Source organism: Aeromonas sp. FDAARGOS 1406, from assembly GCF_019048565.1.
Taxonomy (GTDB): Bacteria; Pseudomonadota; Gammaproteobacteria; order Enterobacterales; family Aeromonadaceae; genus Aeromonas; species Aeromonas caviae.
This window is the reverse complement of sequence record NZ_CP077378.1, coordinates 3629310-3646774: the sequence shown is the minus strand read 5'-3', so window position 1 is coordinate 3646774 and position 17465 is coordinate 3629310. Positions and strand designations below refer to the sequence as shown.

Annotated in this window: 18 protein-coding genes; 5 read left to right on the top strand and 13 right to left on the bottom strand. The window is 61.7% G+C overall.

What is annotated here, in order from left to right:
- Positions 1 to 102 precede the first annotated feature (102 nt).
- Together rpmA and rplU are read right to left on the bottom strand one after the other, a co-directional pair.
- Positions 103 to 360 (bottom strand): 50S ribosomal protein L27, encoded by a 258-nt coding sequence (gene rpmA, locus I6L36_RS17300; RefSeq protein ID WP_010673199.1) that lies wholly within the window; start codon positions 358 to 360, stop codon positions 103 to 105.
- A gap of 17 nt (positions 361 to 377) precedes the next feature.
- The gene (gene rplU / locus I6L36_RS17295) at positions 378 to 689 is read right to left on the bottom strand and encodes a 50S ribosomal protein L21 (protein ID WP_005304210.1); all 312 of its coding nucleotides are present in this window, start codon (positions 687 to 689) and stop codon (positions 378 to 380) included.
- Positions 690 to 931: 242 nt separating this feature from the next.
- Here rplU and ispB point away from each other — a divergent pair, with 242 nt between their 5' ends.
- Positions 932 to 1903, top strand: coding sequence for an octaprenyl diphosphate synthase (gene ispB / locus I6L36_RS17290; protein WP_010673198.1), 972 nt, complete (start codon positions 932 to 934; stop codon positions 1901 to 1903).
- A gap of 88 nt (positions 1904 to 1991) precedes the next feature.
- Here ispB and I6L36_RS17285 read toward each other — a convergent pair whose 3' ends face one another.
- The 10 genes from I6L36_RS17285 to I6L36_RS17240 all read right to left on the bottom strand — a co-directional run bounded on the left by I6L36_RS17285 (position 1992) and on the right by I6L36_RS17240 (position 12625).
- Positions 1992 to 2180, bottom strand: coding sequence for a DUF2065 family protein (locus tag I6L36_RS17285; RefSeq protein WP_010673197.1), 189 nt, complete (start codon positions 2178 to 2180; stop codon positions 1992 to 1994).
- 91 nt (positions 2181 to 2271) lie between these two features.
- Positions 2272 to 3156, bottom strand: a complete 885-nt coding sequence (gene hflC / locus I6L36_RS17280; protein WP_010673196.1) for a protease modulator HflC — start codon at positions 3154 to 3156, stop codon at positions 2272 to 2274.
- Between the two features lie 3 nt (positions 3157 to 3159).
- On the bottom strand, positions 3160 to 4311 hold the full coding sequence (hflK, locus tag I6L36_RS17275; RefSeq protein ID WP_010673195.1) for an FtsH protease activity modulator HflK: 1152 nt from the start codon (positions 4309 to 4311) through the stop codon (positions 3160 to 3162).
- A 93-nt stretch (positions 4312 to 4404) separates the two neighbouring features.
- A complete protein-coding gene (gene hflX / locus I6L36_RS17270) occupies positions 4405 to 5691 on the bottom strand; it encodes a ribosome rescue GTPase HflX (protein WP_010673194.1) in 1287 nt (428 codons plus the stop codon).
- A 63-nt stretch (positions 5692 to 5754) separates the two neighbouring features.
- Positions 5755 to 6018 (bottom strand): RNA chaperone Hfq, encoded by a 264-nt coding sequence (gene hfq / locus I6L36_RS17265; RefSeq protein WP_011704864.1) that lies wholly within the window; start codon positions 6016 to 6018, stop codon positions 5755 to 5757.
- A 72-nt stretch (positions 6019 to 6090) separates the two neighbouring features.
- Positions 6091 to 7008, bottom strand: coding sequence for a tRNA (adenosine(37)-N6)-dimethylallyltransferase MiaA (gene miaA, locus I6L36_RS17260; protein WP_080770083.1), 918 nt, complete (start codon positions 7006 to 7008; stop codon positions 6091 to 6093).
- Positions 7009 to 7100: 92 nt separating this feature from the next.
- Positions 7101 to 8984 (bottom strand): DNA mismatch repair endonuclease MutL, encoded by a 1884-nt coding sequence (gene mutL / locus I6L36_RS17255; protein ID WP_109111727.1) that lies wholly within the window; start codon positions 8982 to 8984, stop codon positions 7101 to 7103.
- A gap of 106 nt (positions 8985 to 9090) precedes the next feature.
- Positions 9091 to 10608 (bottom strand): N-acetylmuramoyl-L-alanine amidase, encoded by a 1518-nt coding sequence (locus I6L36_RS17250; protein ID WP_254052342.1) that lies wholly within the window; start codon positions 10606 to 10608, stop codon positions 9091 to 9093.
- Positions 10609 to 10631: 23 nt separating this feature from the next.
- Positions 10632 to 11105 carry a tRNA (adenosine(37)-N6)-threonylcarbamoyltransferase complex ATPase subunit type 1 TsaE gene (tsaE, locus tag I6L36_RS17245; protein WP_109111729.1) on the bottom strand — a complete coding sequence of 158 codons (474 nt, stop codon included), beginning with the start codon at positions 11103 to 11105 and terminating at the stop codon, positions 10632 to 10634.
- A 17-nt stretch (positions 11106 to 11122) separates the two neighbouring features.
- Positions 11123 to 12625 carry an NAD(P)H-hydrate dehydratase gene (locus tag I6L36_RS17240; RefSeq protein WP_210600671.1) on the bottom strand — a complete coding sequence of 501 codons (1503 nt, stop codon included), beginning with the start codon at positions 12623 to 12625 and terminating at the stop codon, positions 11123 to 11125.
- A gap of 99 nt (positions 12626 to 12724) precedes the next feature.
- On the opposite strand from I6L36_RS17240, the gene queG reads away from it, so the two are divergent.
- Together queG and ppgK are read left to right on the top strand one after the other, a co-directional pair.
- A complete protein-coding gene (gene queG / locus I6L36_RS17235; protein ID WP_109112728.1) occupies positions 12725 to 13879 on the top strand; it encodes a tRNA epoxyqueuosine(34) reductase QueG in 1155 nt (384 codons plus the stop codon).
- Positions 13880 to 13962: 83 nt separating this feature from the next.
- The gene (ppgK, locus tag I6L36_RS17230) at positions 13963 to 14706 is read left to right on the top strand and encodes a polyphosphate--glucose phosphotransferase (RefSeq protein WP_010673187.1); all 744 of its coding nucleotides are present in this window, start codon (positions 13963 to 13965) and stop codon (positions 14704 to 14706) included.
- A gap of 52 nt (positions 14707 to 14758) precedes the next feature.
- Here the strand turns inward: ppgK and I6L36_RS17225 are convergent, their stop codons facing one another.
- On the bottom strand, positions 14759 to 15214 hold the full coding sequence (locus I6L36_RS17225) for a hypothetical protein (protein ID WP_010673186.1): 456 nt from the start codon (positions 15212 to 15214) through the stop codon (positions 14759 to 14761).
- A gap of 472 nt (positions 15215 to 15686) precedes the next feature.
- On the opposite strand from I6L36_RS17225, the gene metN reads away from it, so the two are divergent.
- A complete protein-coding gene (gene metN, locus I6L36_RS17220; protein ID WP_039040957.1) occupies positions 15687 to 16730 on the top strand; it encodes a methionine ABC transporter ATP-binding protein MetN in 1044 nt (347 codons plus the stop codon).
- 58 nt (positions 16731 to 16788) lie between these two features.
- Positions 16789 to 17442 carry a methionine ABC transporter permease gene (locus tag I6L36_RS17215; RefSeq protein ID WP_029313844.1) on the top strand — a complete coding sequence of 218 codons (654 nt, stop codon included), beginning with the start codon at positions 16789 to 16791 and terminating at the stop codon, positions 17440 to 17442.
- The last annotated feature ends 23 nt before the right edge of the window (positions 17443 to 17465 follow it).

Here is a 17465-nt window from a genome sequence, read left to right as displayed (position 1 = left end):
CTGTCAGCGCCGGCTCATCCGCGTGCCGTTTTTTCGTCAAACTCATCAGAAAAACAAAAGCCCCGCCAGGTTGGCGGGGCTTCGGATCCTTGCGGTCCGTAATTACTCAGCAACGATGCTGACGTACTTACGATTCTGCGGACCTTTAACTTCGAACTGCACTTTACCGTTCGCGGTAGCGAACAGAGTGTGGTCCTTGCCCAGACCAACGTTCTCACCAGCGTGGAACTTGGTGCCGCGCTGACGAACGATGATGCTGCCAGCCAGAACTGTTTCGCCGCCGAAACGCTTCACGCCCAGGCGTTTAGCTTCAGAATCGCGACCGTTGCGGGATGAACCGCCAGCTTTTTTGTGTGCCATCTATCGGACTCCTCTAATTAAGCGCTGATGCCAGTGATTTTGACTTCAGTGAACCACTGACGGTGGCCCGCTTGCTTACGGTGGTGCTTACGACGACGGAACTTGACGATAGTCACTTTCTCGCCACGGCCGTGAGCCACAACTTCAGCCACAACTTTGCCACCTTCAACGAAAGGAGCACCTACTTTGAAAGTGTCGCCTGCAGCAACCATCAGCACTTCGTTGAAGTCGATGGTAGCGCCAGTCTCAACGTTCAGCTTTTCCAGACGAACGATTTGACCTTCGGCCACACGGTGTTGTTTTCCGCCGCTTTGGAATACCGCGTACATTTGATTAACTCCGTAAAGGCGTGTCTTTTGCTCAAGGCCAGACACGCACAAAAACCTATAACAATGGGCGGGCATTCTACGCAGAACGATTTGCCGAGGCAAGGCCAATTTAGCAAAAAGTTTATTTTGTGCGCATATCTGCCCCCGTGAATAAACGCCTAACTGTAACCCATTGTGAAATCGTGTAGAATCCCCGCCATTGCTAAAAACGCAGTAAATGCTGCCGTCACGTTACGAGACTTATGGACCAACAGACTATCCGTGCGCTCTGTGCCGCCGACATGACGGCGGTCAATGAACTGATCCTGGCGAGACTCCAGTCCGATGTCAGCCTGATCAACCAGCTGGGTTTCTATATTGTCAGTGCGGGCGGAAAACGGATGCGCCCCATGCTGACCGTGATGGCCGCACGCGCACTGGGCTATGAGGGTGAAGATCACCTGAAACTGGCCGCCATCATCGAGTTCATTCACACCTCCACCCTGCTGCACGACGACGTGGTCGACGAATCCGACCTGCGCCGCGGCCGGGAAACCGCCAACGCCCTGTTTGGCAACGCCGCCAGTGTTCTGGTGGGTGACTACCTCTACAGCCGCTCCTTCCAGATGATGAGCGAACTCTCCAACCTGAAGGTGATGGAGATCCTCTCCGATGCCACCAACACCATCGCCGAAGGAGAAGTGCTGCAGCTGATGAACTGCAACGATCCGGATACCACGGAAGAGAGCTACATGACGGTCATCTACTGCAAGACCGCCAAGCTGTTTGAAGCCGCGACCCGACTCGCCGCCGTGCTGACCCATCAGCCCGAGCCCGTCGAGCAGGCCATGACCGACTACGGCAAGTACCTGGGTACCGCGTTCCAGATCATCGACGACGTGATGGACTACTGCTCCCAGAGCGAGGAGATGGGCAAGAACGTGGGTGACGATCTGGCCGAAGGCAAGCCGACCCTGCCGCTGTTGCGCGCCATGGAAGTGGGTACCCCGGAAGAGCGTCAACTGGTGCGCGATGCCATCGAGCACCGCAACGGTATGGATCACCTGGAGCGTATTCTGGGCATCCTGGATCGCACCGGAGCTCTCGAATACTCCCGCCAGCGGGCTCGGGAAGAGGCTGACAAGGCCATCGCCGCCCTCGCCATCCTGCCTGACTCCCGGCACAAGCAAGCGCTGGAGACCCTGGCCCACATGGCGGTGCAGCGCAGCGCCTGATGCCAGCCGGCGGACAATAAAAAAGAGGCCCTCTGGCCTCTTTTTTATTGTCCGAATTCCCCGTGCCACTGTCGTATCAACACAGGCTCTAACGGGCCAACGCCCACAAGATGACACCACCAGCCACCACCAGACAGCCGCCGATGCGGCGCAGCTGTTCCGGCGGCAACTCCCCGAGCAGGCGCAGCATCTGCTGCCATGCCCTGGGAGCGAGCAAGGGCCCCAATCCTTCGAAGAGCAGCAGCAACCCCAGCCCCATCAACATGGATGTCAGCATCACCTCTCCCTATCCCTGTTCCCCTGCCGGTCTGTGGCCGGCAAACAAAAGGGCCTGAATCATCAGGCCCTTGGGTCATATCAACACATGTTTACTGCTTGTTGCCGTGCGGCGACTTGAGGTAGCGGAAGAACTCGCTGTCCGGTTTCAGGACCATGAGGTCGTTGCCACCGGCGAAGCTCTTGCGATAGGCCTCCATGCTGCGCACGAAACTGAAGAACTCCGGGTCCTTCTTGTAGCTGTCGGCATAGATCCTGGCGGCTTCGGCATCCCCTTCACCACGCAGTTGACGGGCATTACTCTCGGCGTCGGCGATCATCACGGTCACCTTGCGGTCGATGTCGGCACGCAGGATCTCGGCCTGCTCGCGGCCCTGTGAACGGTGTTCACGGGCAACCGCGGTCCGCTCGGCACGCATCCGCTGATAGATGGAACTGGAAACTTCAACCGGCAGGTTGATCTGCTTGATGCGCACATCCACCACCTTGATGCCGAGCTCGGAGGAGCGCGCCATCTTCATCAGGGCATCTTCCATCACGGTACTGCGCTCGCCGGAGACGATGTCCTTGATGGTGCGGTTACCGATCTCGGAACGCAGGCCGTTGTTGATCTTGCGCTTGAGCAGGTCTTCAGCCTGGATCTTGTTGCCACCACCGGTCGCCAGGTAGTACTTGGAGAAGTCCTCGATCTTCCACTTCACGTAGGAGTCGATGATGAGATCCTTCTTCTCGGACGTAACGAAGCGATCCGCCTGACCTTCCAGGGTCTGGATGCGGGCATCCATCTTGCGTACCTGGTCGATGAGCGGCACCTTGAAGTGCAGGCCCGGCTCGTACAGGCGCGGTTCACCGGAGTCGACCCGTTTCACCTTGCCAAACTGCACCACGATCCCCTTCTGTCCTTCATCGACGATGAAGATGGAAGAGAAGCAGACCATGGCGGCCACAGCGATGACACCAATAGCTAGCTTTTTCATCTATCAGTTTCTCCCTGTGCTGAAACGATCACCGCCACGCAGCGGGGTCGGAGTGGAGTTGGCCCCTTCGTTGGACGGCTGCGCCGCCTCGACTGCCGGGGTGCCCGCAGGACGTGCCGGTTGCACGGCATTCGCCTTGCCAGAGAGCTTGTCGAGCGGCAGGTAGATCATGCTGTTGTTGCCAGCCGGCATGTCGACCACCACCTTGTTGGCCTGCTGATAGAGCTCTTCCATGGTTTCCAGGTAGATACGATCACGGGTCAGCTCGGGCGCGGCCTGATACTGGGGCAGCAGCTCGTTGAAGCGAGCGACTTCCCCCTTGGCCTTCAACACGATCTGGGACTTGTAGGCTTCGGCCTCCTGCTCCAGACGTTTGACCTGGCCACGAGCCTTGGGCTCCACTTCACGGGCATAGGCTTCCGCTTCACGGATGAAACGCTGCTCATCCTCCTGGGCGGAGATGGCGTCATCAAACGCATCCTTCACCTCTTCCGGCGGACGCGCCGGCAGGAAGTTGACGTCCACGATCTGCAGACCCATCTGATAAGGCTCGATGATGCTGTCGATCACCTGCCAGGTTTCCTGACGCACCTTCTCACGACCCGTGGTCAGCACATCGTCCATCCGGGTGTGACCCACCACGTAGCGCAAGGCGCTGTCCGTGGCCTGGCTCAGGCTCTCGTCTGCATTGGTCACGCTGAACAGGTACTGCTCGGGATCGACCACGCGATACTGCACGTCCATCTCGACCCGCACCACGTTCTCATCCTGGGTCAGCATGAAACCGGACGCCGGCAGGGAACGGACAGACTCCACGTCCACCGGGATCACCCGGTCGATGAAGGTCGGTTTCCAGCGCAGGCCGGGATCCACGTTGTGGGAGTATTCACCAAAGCGCAGCACCACGCCCCGCTCGGCTTCGCGAATGGTGTAGAAGCCGCTGACGACCCACACCACCACGGCCACCACCAAGGCGATGGAGAGGCCGAATTTGCCGACGTCACCACCACCGGATTTGCCACCACCGAGCAGACCGCCAAAACGACGGCTCACCTTGCGAAGCATCTCGTCCAGATCAGGGGGGCCCTGATTCTTGCCGTTGTTCCCCCAGGGGTCACGGTCTTTGCCATTGTTACCAGGCTCATTCCAAGCCATCAGCGTCTCCATTAATACATGCGGATGGATATCATCTCTATCGGGCAACAGAGGGGCGATGAAATCAGCAAACCAGTTATATTCATCGACCCATCAATGCCTGATAAAGCGTTGTAAACTCTCACCTTCTTGTTTCATGAGGCGGTTCCAGTCAGCCAGTTGCAGGCGAACTTCCAGCACAAAGTCCCCCTCCTCGCTGAAACCTTCCTGCTCGATACCTTTCAGCCGATAGAGCGCACTGCGCAGTCTGGCGGCGGAAGGGGGCAGTTGCAGGGTGTGATGCACCATGGAGCCGGCCAGCAGTTCGGTCAGTGCCTGGAACAGGTATTCACTGCCCTCGCCGGTCTGGGCCGACAACCAGACTCGCACCGGTCGTCCAGCCTCATCCCGTTCAAGACCAGCTGGACGATCCCCCAGCTTGTCGATCTTGTTGCAGATCATCAGTTGGGGACGGTCATCCGCCTCGATCTCGGCCAGCACACGCTGGACCGACTCGATATTCTCCTGCATCTGTTCATCGGCGCAGTCCACCACGTGCAGCAGCAGGTCCGCTTCGCGAGTCTCCTGCAGGGTCGCCTTGAAGGCCGCGACCAGATCATGGGGCAAGTGCCGAATAAATCCAACTGTATCCGCCAGGATCACATCACCCACATCCTGGATCACCAATTTGCGCAGGGTGGGGTCCAGGGTTGCGAACAATTGGTCGGCAGCATACACGCTGGCATCTGTAAGTTGGTTGAACAAAGTGGATTTTCCGGCGTTGGTATACCCCACCAGAGAAACGGTCGGCACTTCGTTGCGGTTGCGGGCACGGCGCCCCTGCTCCCGCTGCTTGGCCACCTTGTCGAGGCGGCGCAAAATGGCCTTGATGCGCTCACGCAGCAGGCGTCGGTCGGTTTCAAGCTGGGTTTCACCCGGGCCGCGCAGACCGATCCCCCCCTTTTGTCGCTCAAGGTGGGTCCAGCCTCGCACCAGACGAGTGGAAAGATGGCGCAACTGGGCCAGTTCGACCTGCAACTTGCCTTCGTGAGTGCGGGCGCGCTGGGCGAAGATATCGAGGATAAGGCCAGTCCTGTCCACGACCCGGCACTGGAACAGACGCTCCAGGTTGCGCTCCTGGGCGGGGGTCAGGGCATGGTTGAAGATGACCACATCGGCGTCCAGCATCTGGACCTGGGACGCGATCTCTTCCGCCTTGCCGCTGCCGACAAAAAATTTGGCGCTGGGTGCGCTGCGACTGGTGGTGATCACCCCCAGTGCATTGACCCCGGCCGAGCTCACCAGCATCTTGAGCTCGTCCAGATCCTCCCGCTCGCCCTCATCGCTGAAGTTGACATGTACCAGAACGGCCTGTTCACCAGCTTCGTAACGGTCAAACAAGCGCTTGCTCCTTGACAGGTATCATGATGGATCTGATTTGGCGAGTGAACTCGCCGCAGGATATCACGCCTCGGCTTCACCCTGCTCTTCACCGGCAGCGCCCGGGGCGTGCTGGTGATGGTTGACGGCACGGGCCGGCACCACGGTGGAAATGGCGTGCTTGTAGACCATCTGGCTCACGGTGTTCTTCAGCAGAATGACAAACTGGTCAAACGATTCGATCTGACCCTGCAGTTTGATGCCGTTCACCAAATAGATAGAAACAGGAATACGCTCACGGCGCAGCGCATTCAAAAACGGGTCTTGGAGAGATTGCCCCTTAGCCATCTTTCTTTTCCTTATAGTTTGTTGTTTTTAAACACCGGATATTCAATATAACAACCTGATTATACAGGAGTGTCAAGCCGGACCAGCTTGGGCGACGACCCTGGCCAGATTGCCAGACTCACCAGATTCCAACCAGGTCACATCAGGCCAACCGCGCAACCAGGTCATCTGACGCTTGGCCAACTGGCGGGTGGCAACAATGCCGCGATAACGCATCTCATCATACTCCACTTCCCCCGCCAGGTAGTCCCACATTTGGCGGTATCCCACGCAGCGAATGGAGGGAAGATCCGGGGTGAGATCCCCCCGCTCGTAAAGCGCCCTGACCTCCTGCTCGAAGCCGCTGCCCAGCATCTTGTCAAACCGCTGTTCGATGCGCTGGTGCAGCACGGCCCGATCCCTCGGCGCGATGGCAAACTGCAGCGCCCGGTAGGGCAGCCCCTCTCCCTGTACCTGGGTCAGCTCGGTGAGGGTCTTGCCGCTGATGCGGTAAACCTCGAGCGCCCGGCACAGGCGCTGGGGATCGTTGGGGTGGATGCGGGCACCGGCCACCGGGTCGATGCGCACCAGTTCGTCATGGAGCGCCTGCCAGCCGAGGCGGGCAGCCTCTTCCTCGATGCCGGCACGAATGGCGGGATCGGCGGAAGGCAGCGGAGAAAGCCCCTCCAGCAGCGCCTTGAAATAGAGCATGGTGCCGCCCACCAGCAGCGGAATGCGACCACGGTCGGCGATCTCTTTCATCTCCCGCAGGGCATCCTTGCAAAAATCCGCCGCCGAATAGCTCATGGCGGGATCCAGGATGTCGATCAGCCGGTGCGGGGCCTGTGCCAGCTCGGCTGGCGTCGGCTTGGCTGTGCCTATGTCCATGCCGCGATAGATGAGCGCGGAGTCCACGCTGATGATGTCGCAGGGCAGGGCCTGGCACAGTTCAATGGCGAGATCCGTCTTGCCGGAGGCCGTCGGCCCCATCAGAAAAATTGCAGTCGGCAAGTCAGCCACGTTAAACACTCCCTTCGGCCGCCCCTTCACGGGCGAGCCGGCATAAAACTGGTCATATGGATGCAGCAGACGACGAGACGCCGTCAGTTGCCATCGGCAAACTCGGCCAGCACGTTCGCCAGCGGCAACGGACGCACCATGCGAACGTCTGCCAGTTGGTCACTGAAATCGGCAACAAGTTCCGTCAACAACCGGGTGGCAGTGGCAAAATCGTATATTTTTTCGGCACTTATGCCTTGTTCCACCAACCACTGGCATAGTACTCCAGCCTGCGCATCGGCATCACTGTCAGATCCGCTCTCGACCAGTTGCAACAATTCGGGTAAGAGACGGGCCAGATCGGTCTGGCGCAGCAGGGCGGGCACCCGAGTCAGGATCATGGTGTCGCGTCCCCCGCTTTTCAACTCCAGCCCCATACGTTTGAGCAGACGTTCCCGCTCCTCCACCAGGGCGACCAGGTTTTTCGGCAGCTTGAAGGAGACCGGCAGCAACAAAGGCTGGGCCGCCAACCCCTGGCCCCAGGCATCCAGCAGCCAGTGGCGCAACAACAGACGCTCGGCGCGCACCAGGGAGAGCAGCGCCAGCTGCCCCTGACGCTCCATCAGCAGATAGGCCTGCTCGACCAGGCTCAGGGCGCGCCACTCCCCCGTTCGGGCTGGCGTCTCGACGGCACCGCTCTCGGCTACGGGCCGGGATGCCGACATCGCCACCTCGGGCAGGGTGGTGAGCAAGGCGCCCATGCCTCGCATGGCGGCCCGGCTCGGGGGTTCGGGAGGCTGGTAGTGTCCTCCCCTGCCACCACTGCCTTCCCGCACGCCGTCGCCATCTCGCGCAGGGGCAGGAGCTCGATAGCCGTGTTCGGCACCGTACCACTCGGTGCGCGGCGCCTGACCCGGATAGGTGACCTCCGGGCTGCCCGGCAGCTCGACCTGGGTCTCGGCCAGGGGGGCATCGGTGGCGCTCCCTGCCCCGTCCTGGCGCAGTGCGGTGAACAGCGCCTGGAAGATGAAATCGTGGATGAGACGCGCCTGATGGAAACGCACTTCGTGCTTGGCCGGATGGACGTTGACATCCACCTGGCGGGGATCCAGCTCGATATAGAGCACATAGGCCGCGAAGCGATCGGCGGGCAGCAGCTCGTCATAGGCCTGGCGAATGGCGTGATTGATGAGCTTGTCCCGCATCATGCGGCCATTGACATAGGTGTATTGCAGGTCGTTCTGCGGCCTGGCTCCTGCCGGGGTGGCCAGCCAGCCCCACAATCGCACGTCGCTGTGTTCGCTCGATACCGCCAGGGCATGGTGCATGAAGGGGGAACCGCAGACGGCGGCGAGGCGGCGCTCCTGCTCCGCCACCGTGTTGGCCGCCTTGTACTGGCGCACCACCTTGCCGTTGTGGCGCAGGATCAGGGTAGCGTCGAAGCGGGAGAGCGCGATGCGGCGCACCAGTTCGTCGATGTGGGCAAATTCGGTCTTTTCGCTGCGCATGAACTTGCGCCGCGCCGGGGTGTTGAAGAAGAGATCCACCACCTCCACCGTGGTGCCCACCGGGTGGGCTGCCGGCTTGACGGTGACGCTCATCTCACGCCCTTCCGCCTGGGCCTGCCAGGCCTCGCTCTGCTCTGCCGTGCGGGAGGTGAAGGTGAGGCGGGAGACGGAGCTGATGGAGGCGAGCGCCTCCCCGCGAAAGCCCAGGCTGTTGATCCCTTCCAGATCGTCCAGGGTCGCCACCTTGGAGGTGGCGTGGCGCGACAGCGCCAGCACCAGCTCATCCCTGGCGACACCGCAGCCGTTGTCACGAATGCGGATAAGCTTGGCGCCTCCCTTGTCGATGTCGATCTCGACCCGGTCAGCCCCCGCATCCAGGCTGTTTTCCACCAGTTCCTTCACCACGGAGGAGGGCCGCTCCACGACCTCACCGGCAGCAATCTGGTTGGCCAGAATCGGCGGCAATATACGGATTGGCATCGCTTGCTCCTGCAGATGAAAAAGGGGAAGAGGTGGACCTGGCGCCATCAACGCTCACCGCCCCTCCCTGCCATCGGCAGAGAAGGGCGGCGTTCTTCAGCCCGCGCTATTTTCGCGGAATATAGAGCACCTGCCCTATCTGGATGTCCCGTGACTTGAGCTTGTTGATCTCCACCAGTCGCGCCTGACTCACCCCATGTTTCTCGGCGAGACGGGAGAGACTCTGGCCACGGGTGACCACGTGGCGGATCATGTTGGACTTGTCGTTGCTCTGCACGCTGGCTACCGGCGCACTCGGCTCCTGGGCTGCGACCTTGTAAGGTTTGATCACGCCGGCACCGGAGGCGCTGTCGACGCTGCTGACCGGGGCGCCGCCCTCACCGACGCGATAGGGCTCGCTCGCCGGCATCCGGTTGGTTACGACCTGCTGCGTTGGCTGGGCAGCCGGCTTGCTGACAGCGACCGGCTTGCTGGCAGGCGCCTGACGCGGCGGGGCAGCAACCTGGCCCTTGCCGGTGAGCATGGGCCCCTTGGTCGGATGACTGCGGTAATAGTTGCGGATCCCCTCGAAGATGGCCCGGGCCAGCTGATCCTGATAGCTGGCAGTGGCCAGCAGCTTCTCCTCAGCGTGGTTCGAGATAAAGCCCGTCTCCACCAGTACCGAGGGGATGTCCGGCGCCTTCAGCACCGCCAGACTCGCATGTTCCGGCGCCTTCTTGTGCAATCTGGCCACCCGGCCGAGCGAGCGCAGGATCTGGCGGCTGACGTCATAGCCTTCGGCCCTGGACTTGTCCATGGAGAGATCCAGGAAGGTCTGCGCCAGATAGGGGTTGGGATCAGACTCGGCCAATACCTTGCCAACGCCTCCCAGCAGCTCCCCCTGTTTCTCCTGCTTCTCGAGCCAGCTACCCATCTCGCGGTTGGCGCGGTTGGTCGACAGCACCCAGACGGAGGCGCCGCGAGGAGTCGAGTTGTGGAAGCTGTCGGCATGCACTGACACCAGCAGGTCTGCCTTGGCCTTGCGGGCAATCTCGGAGCGTTTGTTGAGATCGACGAAGTAGTCGCCACGGCGGGTCAGCACGGCGCGCATGCCGGGCTCCCGGTCGATGAGGGTCGCCAGCTTCTGGGAGACCGCCAGGGTCACCCGTTTCTCGTAGGTGCGGCGCGGGCCGATGGAGCCCGGGTCTTCCCCGCCGTGACCAGGATCGATGGCGATGACGATGGCCTTGCCGTGCCCCCCGACGGGAGCGGGCTGCGCCGCAGCGCTCCCCTTCTCTTCATAGGGAAGATCGATCACCAGACGGTGGCCATAGGGACCTGCCGGCGCCAGCGGGAAGACCACCGGCTTGATGGCAGAGCCGAGATCCAGCACCAGTCGCAGGCCGCCCTTCTCCAGCGGCGTGCTCTCGCGGATCTTGCGCACCAGCTCGCTCTTGTTCTCGATGCGGGCCAGGTTGGTGGCGTTGCTCGCCCCTTTCAGGTCGATGACCAGACGGTTCGGACCGGTCAGGGTGAAGTAGTTGAAATTGGGGGCGCTGCTCATGTCGAGCACCACCCGGGTGTTGTCCGGTGATGGCCACACCCGCACACTCTTGAGCTGATTGGCCCAGGTGGGCAATGCCATCAGGGAGAGAACAAAAACAAGGATCACGCGCACTGAGATGACAACCGTTCCAGAATGGCTTCGCCGATAGCAGTGCGGGCATCAATCTGCACCGCGCGCTGCTCGTTTGCATAACTCAGGGTGATCTCGAGATCCGGGGCTGGCAGCCAGCCCTCGCCCTTCTCTGGCCACTCCACCAGGCAGAGGGTATCGGCGGCGAAATAGTCGCGAATGCCCATGAACTCCAGCTCTTCCGGGTCGGCCAGTCGATAGAGATCGAAGTGATAGACCTGCCACTGGGCAAGCTCATAGGGCTCCACCAGGGTATAGGTCGGACTCTTGACCTTGCCCTCATGACCCAGTCCCTGCACCCAGCCTCGGGTCAGGGTGGTTTTGCCGGCCCCGAGGGCACCGTGCAGAAATACCGTGGTGGCCTGTTGGCACGCCTTTGCCAGACGGCCACCCAGCGCCACTGTTGCTGCCTCGTCCGGCAGTGTCATCATCAAGGTTTTTGCCATGTTCTTCTTGTTACTTGTTACTGTGTCGGATTGACCAGACGACGGATCCAGGGCAGCAGATCCGATGCCAGCATGCCCCTCTCACCCTCGGCAGCGGCCAGATCGGCGGCCTCTGCGTGGATCACGGCCCCGAGTCGGGTGGCCATGCCCGCAGACCAGCCCTGAGCCAGAAGGGCGGCGATTATACCAGACAAGAGGTCACCCATGCCGCCACTGGCCATGCCGGGGTTGCCCTCGTCGCACAGGGAAATGCGCCTGCCGTCGCAGATGAGCGACCCCGCCCCCTTGAGCAACACCACACCACCGTAGCGCTGTTGCAGTCGCGAGACGGCCGCAAACCTGTCCCCCTCGACCTCGGCGATGGAGCAACCCAGCAGGCGAGCCGCCTCCCCGGGGTGGGGCGTGAGCACCCAATTATCCTGATGACGGGGGGCCTGCGCCAGCCAATTCAATCCATCGGCGTCCAATACCAGTGGCACGGCGGCTCCGATGCCCTGTTCGAACCGGGCCCGGCCCCACCCATCCTGACCGAGCCCGGGGCCCAGTACCTGCACCGATGCCCACCCTTCATCCATGTCCGCCGGGCATCCCATCAGCTCGGGTTGAACCAGGCTGGCCGCCGGGCAATCCGGGTGCTGGCGCAGGCGTACCAATCCCGCCCCCGCCCGCAGGCAGGCCTGACCCGCCAGCAGAATGGCCCCCTGCATGCCGAGGTTCCCCCCCGTCAGCAGTACCTTGCCGCTGTGTCCCTTGTGAGCCGAGCGCCTGCGCGGGGTCAGCAACCCCTTGAGGCTGGGATAATCGATCCGCTCGGCAGCGGGAACCCGTTCCTCCCCCGGCGTCACTCCCAGGGGATCCCGGTCGAGGTGGCCGACTCCGTCCACCCCGTCGGCGGTGAGCATGCCCTGCTTGATGCCGATGAAAGTGAGGGTGCGGGTGGCACGCACCAGTGCGCCCATGGCGCGGCCGGTGTCGGCATTGAGACCGGAGGGGAGATCCACCGCCAGCACGGGCGCGTTCAAGCCATTGATTGTTGCGACGATCTTTGTCATTGACGAGGAGAGGGGAAGCTGGACGCCGGTACCGAGCAGTGCGTCTATGACCAGATCCGGCGGCGGCAGCGTGGCGGGAAGCAGATCCTCGGCCATGGTCACGCCCCCCCCCGATGCGAGCCACTCTTCGGCAGCCCGCCTGGCATCTCCCCTCAGCAGGCCGGGAGCCCGGGCGGCAATCACTAGAGGCTCGAGGCCGATGCGCCGGGCAAGGCGGGCCAGCACGTAGCCATCCCCACCGTTGTTGCCAGGGCCGACGAAGATCCACCACTGACGGCTGTCGGGCCAGTGGTGACAGGCATAGTTGCACAGCGCAGTCCCGGCCCGCTCCATCAGCACATAGAGGGGAAGCCCCTCCTGCTCGGCCCAGCGCCGTTCCATGCTGCGGATCTGCTCGGCCCGCCACAGGGGTTGTGCTAGACTCTCCCACTCATTTTTGCGGATAGCGTCCCCGAACACCTCTACCATGACGGCCCCCACGTTCCATCATCCCATGACCCGGCAACTGGCACGCCATATTGCCGCCCTGCGCCTGCCACACTCCTGCAGGCAGAGGGGGGATGCTGCATGACGGCTGCCGAACTTGCGCAACTGGCCCACGATATCAAGCTCTGGGCAAGGGAGCTAGGATTTGACCAGGTCGGCATCGCCGACACCGACCTCACCCTGGAAGAGCCAAGGTTGCAGGCCTGGCTGGATGCCGGTTATCACGGGACCATGGACTACATGGCGCGCCACGGCATGATGAGGGCCCGCCCCCACGAGCTGTTGCCGGGCACCTTGCGGGTCATCTCGGTGCGGATGAACTACCTCCCGTTCGAGGCGGGCTTTGCCGCCACCCTGCGCGATCCCACCCTCGGCTACATCAGCCGCTATGCCCTCGGCCGCGACTACCACAAGGTGCTGCGCAACCGGCTCAAACAGTTGGGGGAGCGCATCGAGCTGCGGTGCGAAACCCTGTTGCAGGCGACAGGGCAAACCCTGGGAGAGTGGCGCCCCTTCGTCGACTCGGCCCCTATTCTGGAAAGGCCGCTGGCGGCCAAGGCGGGCCTTGGCTGGGTGGGCAAGCACTCGCTGCTGATCAACGAGTCCGCCGGCTCCTTCTTCTTTCTGGGAGAATTGCTCATCGCCCTGCCGCTGCCCGTGGATACCCCGGTGGAGAAGGAGCTGTGTGGCAAGTGCGTGGCCTGCATCAATATCTGCCCCACCGGTGCCATCATCGCCCCCTATGTGGTAGACGGACGGCGCTGCATCTCCTATCTCACCATCGAGAATGACGGCCCCATTCCCGAGGAGTTCAGGCAGCTCATGGGCAATCGCATCTATGGCTGTGACGACTGCCAGCTCATCTGCCCCTGGAACCGCTATGCCGATGCCAGCCCGGAGCCCGACTTCAGCCCGCGCCCCAATCTGCACCGCCCGCCCCTCTTGACCTTGTGGGGCTGGAGCGAGGCCGAATTTCTCAAGCACACGGAAGGCAGCCCCATCCGCCGCATCGGCTATCAGCGCTGGCGCCGCAACCTGGCGGTGGCCCTTGGCAACGGACCGGCCAGCAGCGAGGTCCTGGCCGCCCTGGAACAGGCGCTGCCTGAGGCGGCGCCCATGGTGGCCGAGCATATCGAGTGGGCGCTGGCGACCCTGGCCAAGCGTCAGCAGGAAGAGAATAAAAAGACGCGATTGCTGATCCGCTGCATCGAAAAAGGTCTGCCGGATCACGCATAAGTGATCTGGCACTTGCCGGATCGCAGCCATTTTTTCATGCTCTGCCGACCATTGAACATCGGCACAATAAAAGGAAGATTCTGATGCAGATGCTGGGAGTAGATATTGGGGGGTCCGGGATCAAGGGCTGCCTGGTCGACACCGAAACTGGGGAGCTGATTGGCGAACGCCACCGCATCGCCACACCGCAACCGGCAACCCCGGCCGCCGTGGCACACACCCTCAAGGCGCTGGTCGAGCACTTCCAATGGAAGGGTCCCGTGGGGTGCGGGTTTCCCGCCACCATCCACAACGGCATCGCCAAGAATGCCTCCAACATCGACAAGAGCTGGATTGAGACCGATGCCGCCCACCTGTTTGCCGATGTGACCGGCCTGCCCTGCCATGTCCTGAACGACGCCGATGCGGCCGGTCTGGCGGAGATGCGCTTTGGCACCGGGCAGGATCGCCAGGGCGTTATCATTCTCATCACCGTCGGCACCGGCATCGGTACCGCCGTCTTCGTCAATGGCCAGTTGCTGCCCAATACCGAACTGGGTCACCTGATGCTGGAAGGCATGGTGGCCGAACACTATTGCTCCGATGCGGTGCGCAAGCGCGAGGATCTTTCCTGGGGCCGCTGGGGCAAACGTTTCAACAAATACCTGGCTCGCCTGGAGTTTCTGTTCTCCCCCGACCTCTTCATCCTGGGGGGCGGCAGCGCCGCCAAGCTCGACAAGTTCATCGACAAGATTGAGACCCGGGCTCCCCTGGTGGCGGCCGCGAACCTCAACCAGGCCGGCATCATAGGCGCCGCCCTCTATGGCGCGGCCCGGCAAGGGGGCTGACCGCCAGCAACATCAGAAGACCCGGCCCGTGCCGGGTCTCTCCCATCCGGGCTCAGAGATCGTCGAGGCGATGAGCACCGTGTACCAGACGGGTCAGGCGGGATTGGGCCATGGAGGCCAGGGCTTTCAGCAGCGCCGCCGTGTCGGGCGTGGGGCACTCCCGGGCCAGACGTTCCAGCTCGCCGATGAGCCTCTCCTCCTGGCGTGACACCAGGGCCACTATCTCCGCGGGCTGGGTTGTGGCGGGCAGCGCCAGACGATCCCCCTCGGCCAGCAGATCCTCGCCAAATCCCTGATCCAGCCAGGTCTCCTTCACCGCGCTTCCCATCTGCTCGCGATAATCGTGCAGATGAGCCGCCGCGGCATCCTCCCGCCCTTGCAGATAGGCCAGCAACATTCTGCTGCGCTCAGCATCCACCCGGGGGATCTGGCGCCCGTAAATGTGCCCTTGCCGATGATGAAGCTCCTCGAGATAGAGCATCAGGTCCTTGATCTGTTGGAATCGCATCTCGCCCCTCTCCTGGCATCCACCTGCAGCCAGTATAGGGAGCTGGCATGTCGACACGGCCACAAACTGGTCATTTATTGTTCTGCATCAAGGAGATGGAAAAGAAAGCAGGAAAAGAGACGGCAGGAGGAAGGGGAAACCGGCAGCGAGACTGCCCGGACAACCGGGCACCTTGTCCGAAGGGGAGGCATCAAATCGACGACATAAAAGATATTTACCAGCTTATATTCGGACTAGAGTCATCAAATCGGAATCTAATATTGATGCTGGTGGTGATACCTCCACACCATAGTCAAATGGCGGGAATCCTTATCCATTTTTTAGACGTCTAGACGTAAAAACATGCGTTGACACAGCCATCCGGACATCTTAGCATCATCCTCCATGATGACAGAGCTACCCAGTGAAACCTCTGCCCAATTTACCCGCCTGTAGCGCCCTGTGCTTTAAGGCTGTTAGCACGGAAGAATCCATGATTAAGTTGATCGGTCTCAACAAAGTCTACGGTAAAGGCAGTGATGCCGTGCACGCCCTGCGTGACGTGAGCCTGCATGTGCCCCAAGGCAAGATCTTCGGGGTGATCGGTGCCTCCGGTGCCGGCAAGAGTACCCTCATCCGCTGCGTCAACCTGCTGGAGCGCCCCACCGAGGGGCAGGTCATCGTCGATGGCCAGGACCTGGTCGCCCTGAGCGAGCGGGATCTGACTCAGGCTCGCCGCCAGATCGGCATGATCTTCCAGCACTTCAACCTGCTGGCCTCTCGCACCGTCTCCGCCAACATCGCCTTCCCGCTGGAGCTGGCGGGCTGGAGCAAGGACAAGATCCAGAGCCGGGTCAGCGAACTGCTGGCCCTGGTCGGGCTGGAAGCCCGTGCCCACGCCTATCCGTCCGAGCTCTCCGGCGGGCAGAAGCAGCGCGTCGCCATCGCCCGAGCCCTGGCACCGGCTCCCAAGGTCCTGCTGTGTGACGAGGCCACCTCGGCCCTCGACCCCCAGACCACCCGCTCGATCCTGACCCTGCTCAAGGAGATCAACGTCAAGCTGGGGCTCACCATACTGCTCATCACCCACGAAATGGACGTGGTGAAGGGGATCTGCGACGAAGTGGCCATCATCAGCGACGGCCGTCTCATCGAGCAGGGGGAAGTGGCCTGGTTCTTTAGCAATGCCAAGACCCAGCTGGCCCGGGATTTCATCCACTCCACCATCCACCTGGAAGTGCCCCAGGAGTATCAGGATCGGATGAGTAGCGACCGGGTGCCCGGCAGCTATCCCCTGGTGAAGCTCGGCTTTACCGGGACCACGGTGGATTCGCCGCTGATTTCCGAGGCGAGCCGCCGTTTCAACATCGACATCAGCATCCTGAGCGCAGACATCGAATACGCCGGTGGCGTCAAGTTCGGCTTCCTGCTGGCGGAACTGTTCGGGGACGAGGCCCAGTGCGAGGCCACCCAACAGTTCCTCATCGACAACCACATTCAGCTGGAGGTAATGGGTTATGTCCGAAGCAATGACTGATGTGCGATGCCCAGCCCTTGGCGGCTCAACTTTCGTATTCAGCTGGAGGGGATGATTCATGTCCGAAGCAATGATTAATCTGCTGATTTCGGCTCTGGGCGACACCCTCATCATGGTGTTTGCCTCCGCCCTGTTCGGCTGCCTGCTCGGCCTGCCGCTCGGCGTGGCGCTGCACGTGACCAAGGCGGGCCAGATCCTGGCCAATCCGCTGCTCAACAAGGTCCTGGGCGTCATCGTCAACGTCGGTCGCTCGGTGCCCTTCATCATTCTGCTGGTCGCCATCATTCCGTTGACCCGCTTCATCGTCGGCACCAGCATCGGCACCATCGCCGCCATCGTGCCGCTGACCGTGGGCTGCATTCCCTTCATCGCCCGCCTGGTGGAAGGGGCTCTGATGGAGGTGCCTGACGGCCTGCTGGAAGCGGCCAAGGCCATGGGGGCCAAGCCCCTGCAAATCATCGCCAAGGTGCTGCTGCCCGAGGCCCTGCCGGGGATCCTCAACAGCGTCATCATCACCCTCGTCACCCTGGTGAACTACTCCGCCATGGCAGGTGCCATCGGAGGCGGTGGTCTCGGTGATGTGGGTATTCGCTACGGCTACCAGCGTTTCGATCCCACCGTCATGCTGGTAACCGTGGTTATCCTGGTAGTACTGGTTCAACTTATCCAGAGCGCGGGTGAGCGCCTGGTCAAACAATGTGATCATCGTTAATCGTCGATTTCTGACAGGAGGTT